Annotated in this window: 5 protein-coding genes; 2 read left to right on the top strand and 3 right to left on the bottom strand. The window is 59.0% G+C overall.

Going from position 1 to position 6,268, the window contains the following annotated elements:
* The first annotated feature begins 83 nt into the window (after positions 1 to 83).
* Together AB5Y84_RS10780 and AB5Y84_RS10775 are read left to right on the top strand one after the other, a co-directional pair.
* The gene (locus tag AB5Y84_RS10780) at positions 84 to 1,697 is read left to right on the top strand and encodes an IS1634 family transposase (RefSeq protein ID WP_368176411.1); all 1,614 of its coding nucleotides are present in this window, start codon (positions 84 to 86) and stop codon (positions 1,695 to 1,697) included.
* A gap of 317 nt (positions 1,698 to 2,014) precedes the next feature.
* On the top strand, positions 2,015 to 3,082 hold the full coding sequence (locus AB5Y84_RS10775; protein ID WP_257725456.1) for a diguanylate cyclase: 1,068 nt from the start codon (positions 2,015 to 2,017) through the stop codon (positions 3,080 to 3,082).
* A gap of 50 nt (positions 3,083 to 3,132) precedes the next feature.
* Here the strand turns inward: AB5Y84_RS10775 and AB5Y84_RS10770 are convergent, their stop codons facing one another.
* From AB5Y84_RS10770 to AB5Y84_RS10760, 3 genes are all read right to left on the bottom strand, one after another.
* On the bottom strand, positions 3,133 to 4,269 hold the full coding sequence (locus tag AB5Y84_RS10770; protein WP_368176912.1) for a glycosyltransferase family 4 protein: 1,137 nt from the start codon (positions 4,267 to 4,269) through the stop codon (positions 3,133 to 3,135).
* A 12-nt stretch (positions 4,270 to 4,281) separates the two neighbouring features.
* The gene (locus AB5Y84_RS10765) at positions 4,282 to 5,553 is read right to left on the bottom strand and encodes a glycosyltransferase family 4 protein (RefSeq protein WP_236297491.1); all 1,272 of its coding nucleotides are present in this window, start codon (positions 5,551 to 5,553) and stop codon (positions 4,282 to 4,284) included.
* Positions 5,550 to 6,268: O-antigen ligase family protein (locus tag AB5Y84_RS10760; RefSeq protein ID WP_368176911.1), on the bottom strand; the 719-nt coding region annotated here is incomplete at its 5' end. The genes AB5Y84_RS10765 and AB5Y84_RS10760, both read right to left, overlap by 4 nt.

Here is a 6,268-nt window from a genome sequence, read left to right as displayed (position 1 = left end):
CCGTCATTCCGCACCTAATTTTGGCTTTTTCAAAGCTTGACGGCGATCGGCCATTCTGATCTATTACTCTCTTTTGCAGGTAGATCATCATGGCCGCTATCGCTATCCGTAACCTCGATCACCTTGGTTTGGTCGCCGCACTCTGCCAAGAACTGGGAATTGCCCGCATGATTGATGCGGTGCTCCCCAAAACACCGCCTTTCAAGGTCTCACACGGTGACGCTTTGGTGGCCATGATAGTGAACGGCCTCGGCTTTCACAGCAGCACCCTGCACATGTTCCCACAATTCTTCGCTAACAAGCCGGTTGAGCGCCTGATTGGCCCCGGGATCTGTGCAGATGATCTCAATGATGATGTGCTCGGGCGCTGTCTCGATGCCCTCTTTGAGGCCGATGTCAGCACCTTGTATCAAGTGATGGCGGCGCAAGTCGTTGAGCGACTGGGGCTCAACAGCACCGCAGTGCACCTCGATATCACCAGCTTCCACGTCGATGGCGCCTATGACCAGGCCGATGGGGACACGATCGGTAAGCTGCAATTGGTGCGGGGTTATAGTCGAGATCATCGGCCAGAGCTGAACCAGGTTATCCTGGAACTCATCTGTGAAAATCAGGCCGGGCTACCCATCTACATGCAGGCCCTCAGTGGCAACAGTAACGACACCAAAGCCTTTGCCCAGACTGTTCGTCGCCACTTGAGCAGCCTCAAGGCTGCGCAGGATTGCCGTTATCTGGTCGGCGATGCAGCACTGTATTGTGCCGAGACCTTGCAACTGCTGGCGCAACAGCAGCAACTGTTTGTCACCCGGGTGCCGGTCACGTTGAACGAGGCCAAGCAGGCCGTGGCAACGATTGGCACCCAGTCGCTGGTTGCGCTGGGCAATGGTTATCATGGCTGTTGGCAATCCGCCCATTATGCCGGCGTCGCGCAGCGCTGGTTGCTGGTGCGCAGCGAACAGGCCAGCAACCGTGAGCAGCAAACATTGGCTAAAAACCTGCTTAAAGAGAGCACCCGCGAGCTCAAAGCCTTCGCCAAATTGTGTGCCAAACGCTTTGCCTGCCAAGCGGATGCACAGGCCGAATTGAGTCGTTTTAGCGCCAGCTTGATGCTGCTGCAACTGGATGCCGAGGTGGTGAGTGACCCCGTTTATGCCGGTTGTGGCAGACCGAAAAAGGGGGAAGCACCGGTCAGCTACCAGTTTCACATCAGTGGTGTGGCGGCAACCAGCTTGGCGCAAGTTGAAGCGGCTCGCAACCAGACCGGGGTGTTCATCCTGGCGACCAATGACCACAGCGACACGCTGACCATGGCCGAACTGTTGGCCACCTATAAGGCACAGCAGAATGTCGAGCGAGGCTTTCGTTTTCTCAAGAGCCCGGAATTTTTAACCTCCTCACTGTACCTGAAAAAACCGGAACGAATTGAAGCGTTGCTGATGGTGATGACCTGTAGCCTGATGATTTATGCGGCCCTGGAGCACCGGATCCGGCAGGGGTTAGTGGCGCAGAACCGCAGTGTGGCAGATATGAAAAAGAAGCCGACCCAGCAGCCAACCGCCCGTTGGATCTTTTTGCGCTTTGGTGGCATCCATGAGTATCGACTGGGAGAAGCCCCGCCTCAGATAACGGAGCTAACAGGAGACCAGCAGATCATTTTGGAGGTATTGGGTGAACGCTACCGACAAATTTATTCCTAAATCAGGTGCGGAATGTAGGATAAACATGACAAACGATAAGTGTATTAATCATCAGCCTAGCAGTGCCCCCAGCCACTACCTTGCCTGATCGAACTCGAACTCGTTGACAGCCCTGCTCGGCTCGTGAAATTCAGCCCGCAGCGGCCGCCAGCCTCCCCCTGACTGCCTCTGATAACCACGCCATGGAGCCTTGTTTCTGGCTGGCCCAATGGACACTTGCCAAGTGCGGGAATTGAACAAAAAAACGAGAAAAATCAAGATAGATAGCCAATTAAAATGACATAATTGACTATAGTTCAATCGAACGTTTGAAAAACGTGACCACTTCACATGGGCCCAGCGCAATGACCACTGAACGGGAACAGTTGATCCGCTCACTGTTTGATGAGTACATCGAGCTGTATTCATCACGGGATGATCGGCTCACCATGCGGTTTAGCGACAATTTCAGCGGTTTTGCCGGCAGCAGTGATGTTCTGGTTACCGATAGGGATGAGTGGATCCGGATAACCCGCCGCGATTTTGCCCAGATCCCGGGCAGGATCCGCCTGGAAATACTCGATGTGACCCTGCAAGATCTGGCCGCCGATGTGGTGGCGGTCACCGCCTTCTTTCATATCCATCTACCGAAATCAGAACCTATCCTCTCCAGCAGAACCGCCAGACTGGTATTGATTTTTCGACACGAAGCCATGGCGTGGAAAATTGCTCACAGCAGTATCTCCATCCCTTACAGTGCGGCTCGGGAAAGCGAAATTTACCCGATGACCAGTCTTGAGGAGCGCCAACATGAGCTGGAGCTCATTATCGAGCTCAGAACCAAGGAGCTGGCGGAAGCGAACCGGAAACTGGAAGCGCTCAGCAATACCGACGGGCTCACCAACATCGGCAACCGTCGTCTGTTCGACAACTCATTGAACCAGGCCTGGGAGCGCTGTATTCAGACAGAGATGCCGATTGCGCTCATCATGCTCGACATCGATCATTTCAAGCAGTTCAACGACCTCTATGGCCACGTTGCCGGTGACGAGTGCCTTCGATTGCTGGCCCATACCCTGGCGCAATCCGGGCGCCGCTCGGGGGAGTTGGTGGCCCGCTACGGCGGAGAGGAATTTGTCATCCTGCTGCCACATGTCGAGCGTCAATCCGCCTATGAAATTGCCCAACATATCCAGCGGCTGATTTTTGCACTCGCGCAGCCACACGCACAAAATGCCACCGGTCTGGTGACCGTTAGCATGGGTGTTGCCTGCCTCAGACCATCGAGTCACTGGCAGCCGTCTGAACTGGTAAAACTGGCTGATGCTGCGCTCTACACCGCCAAATCATCCGGCCGCAACTGCATCAGAGTGGCGGAGTCACCCACCCTCCCGCAACCAGTCTGACCATAAGTCCCTCATACCCCCCCATCTTCCCCGTGGGGAACCACTGCGCGCTAACCATGCACGGCAATGCTCAACGCATCCCATCGCAACATGCCTTCCCACTGATCCAGTATGCTTTGATAGGTATCCGCCGCGTTGTAATGGACCATGGCATGCAGGCGGGCATGATGGCCAAGTCGCTTGACCACGTCGGGCATGGTGTTGAGGCTGGCCAGCACCCGCGCCAGATCGCCAGGATCGTTTGGCTGATATTTGCGGCAATTCACGTCATCGGTGAGGTGTCGATCCCACCAGGCGCCATCGGCCGGGATCACCACGCATAATCCTGCCGCCATGGCCTCCAGAATGGAGAGACCAAACGGCTCCTGATGACTGGTGGAGACAAAAATGCCGCATTGAGATCGGATCTCGTCAAGATTGGCGGGGTTGGCATACCAGTGCGTGTCTGGCAGCTGTGGCTGAGGCTGGCTACAGGGTTGCAGCGTGCCCTTGGGTTGCAGATAGCACACCATCAGCTCGGGGCGAGCGTCAGGGATCATTTGATGGGCGGCCAGCATGGTCTCCAGCCCCTTCCAGCGCAGCAACGAAGCCGCCCACAAAATGCGGGGACCACCCAGGGTCGCTTTGGGCCAATCAATCTCGCTCAAACCGTTGGTAAATGGCTGCCAGTGTGACGGGAACTCGGTCTCGCCAAGCCGGGCCAGCAATGCCGCCAGGGAGCTGCGGGTTGATTCGAGATAAAACACAAAACTCGCCCGTTGCAAGGCCCTGGCAGAGAGCCCCGAGCACCCCACAGGGCCATGGATCAGCTGAACCACCCGGCACCGCAACCAGCGGGCCGCCCAGTAACAGCAGAGATCCACCCCAGGCCCGGACGCCGCCACCAGGCACTTCACCTGCCCCAGACGCAACACCAGCCAGAGGATCAGCAGGGTCTGCCACCCCTGTTTGAGCAGATAGCCGATGCCGGACTCCCGCCCCTTCAATATGTGGGGCAGCCAAAGAGGGTGATGCTGACAACGGGACCAGGAGTCGGGATCCTGGGTCAACACATGGCATGTGAGCCCGGGCATCCGTTTGGCCAACTCATCGAGCAGCACTTCGGTCGCAACCTTGGAGCCACCGCGAAACGGGATGGGATCCACAACGATGATCTTTCCAAACACCGGCTCAGTTTGCATGCTCATCTTGCTGCTCCCTTACTCTGGCACCTTGCGGCGGCCAAACCCCAGTTGCACTTTTTGCGCCACTCTTGCCATTCCACTCGCCAGCATATTGCGACCTCTGGCAAGAAGTCGCTGCCCCGCCCAATGCATGAGTGGTCGGAAGGGTGTGGGGGCCGTTGCGTGCCAACGACCAGCCAGCGCGGCGTCCCACACCGCCGTGACTGCGTCAACATAGCGCGCCACCGTGAACAGCTGTGCGGCACGCAGCTGAGCGGCCCGTCCCATTTCACATCGGCGCTGCGGATTGCTCAATTGCCGCCAGTGCTCAGCCATCTCGGCCCAATCCCCCGGGGTTGCCAGCAAGCCGGTCACTCCCTCCTCCACCACTTCGGGGATGCCGCCCACCCGATAGGCACTGACCGGGAGCCCCAACATGCCCGCCTCCGCCAACGTCAGACCAAACACCTCCTCACGGGCTCCGGAGACCAGCAGATCCACCCCGCCTCGCAAGATAGCGGCACTGTCCGGCCGCTCGCCGAGAAAGTGGACACGCTCGGCCACCCCGAGCTCGACAGCCAACGCCACCAATGCTTCCCGCTCCGGGCCGCTGCCAATGATCAGCAACTGGGCCTCCTCCCCCGATGCCATCAGGGCAGCCAGCGAGCGGATCAGCAGATCAATTCCCTTGCGTTTGATCAATGAGCCGACGGTTGCGATGATCATATCCCCCGGGGGCAAGCCCAGCATGCCGACGACCGGCCAGTGAGCACCGCCATTCAGACGAGCGGCATCCACCCCGTTGGGAACCCGGATCAACCGATCGGCCGTGCAGCCATCCTGGCGCCAACCGGTCAACACCGGCTCGCTCACCCCGATCAGCACGTTTGCCTGATGGACCCGCAGGCTGAACCTGTCTCTTGGCTGGTAACGGGCATGGAGGTGGCACACCAGCGGTACCTGCAACGCCCGACAGACCCCCGCCAGCCACTGACAAGGAGCCGCGCTGTTGGCGTGCACCAGCCCAATCTGCCGCTCGGTGATGAGCTCTCTGGCTCGCCCAGAGAGGCGCCGATGGGCTGCAAGATCAAAACGGGGCGCCTGCCATCCCAGCAGCAGGCTGAACGGCTCGACCATGGTTTCTACCCCGAGGGTGGCCGCCTCTGCCGCCAGCGTCGGGCTATTGCACCAGAGCAGGGGCGTAAACCGGCTGCGATCGAGGTGGGCCAGCAGATCCAGCAGGCAGCGTTCGCTGCCGCGGATCCAGTCCTCTCCGTAGTGAACCAGCAAAACAGGGGTTGCGTTCATCCTCTTGCTCCCGTTGGTGGCACTGCCGGCAACCGGGTTGCCTCCTGATGATCCTCAGCGGTGGCCTTCACCTCTGTGGCCGCCTGCTGCACGTACTTGATGGCGGCGACGGCCAGCGCCAGCTCCAGATAGATGGGCCAGGTAAAGCCCTGAGTCAGGAAGGATCCCGAAATCACAAACCCCACCATGCTGGCCATCACCCCCTGCATTGCCGTGATCACTGCAGGAGGCATGCCAGCAAGCTGGCAACGCCAGCAACTGCGCAGGGCCACCGTCACCATGCCGATAAACAGCGCCAACCCGACAAAGCCGGTTTCAGCCAGCACCCCGAACCAGGTGGAGTGCACCGCATGATTAAGCCCATCCCAATGGGGGCTGTAGAAGAAGTAGTTGTAATAGAAATTGGACAAGCCCACCCCCACCAGAGGATGGCCCAGCGCCATGCCCCAGGCTGCTTGCCAGGCGTAGATCCGCCCCATGGCCGAGGCATCGACCCCGCTCTCGGCGGCGCCGCCAGATGCCCGGTCGCTGATCCCGGCGGCGGCAAACAGCACCACCAGCGCGACCATCCCCAGGGAGATCAACAGGGTTTTCGACTTCACCCGCTGCCAGGCAAACAGGCCACCAACGGCGCAGATACCCAGCAAACCACCCCGGCTCTGGGTGGCGATAATGGCGGCCGCAGTCAGCGCAAAGCCAAGCCCCCCCAACAAAC

The organism is Aeromonas sp. s11 (assembly GCF_040907945.1).
Lineage (GTDB): Bacteria > Pseudomonadota > Gammaproteobacteria > Enterobacterales > Aeromonadaceae > Aeromonas > Aeromonas veronii.
Note: the sequence above shows the minus strand (reverse complement) of the source record. Positions and strands in the feature narration are given on the sequence as shown.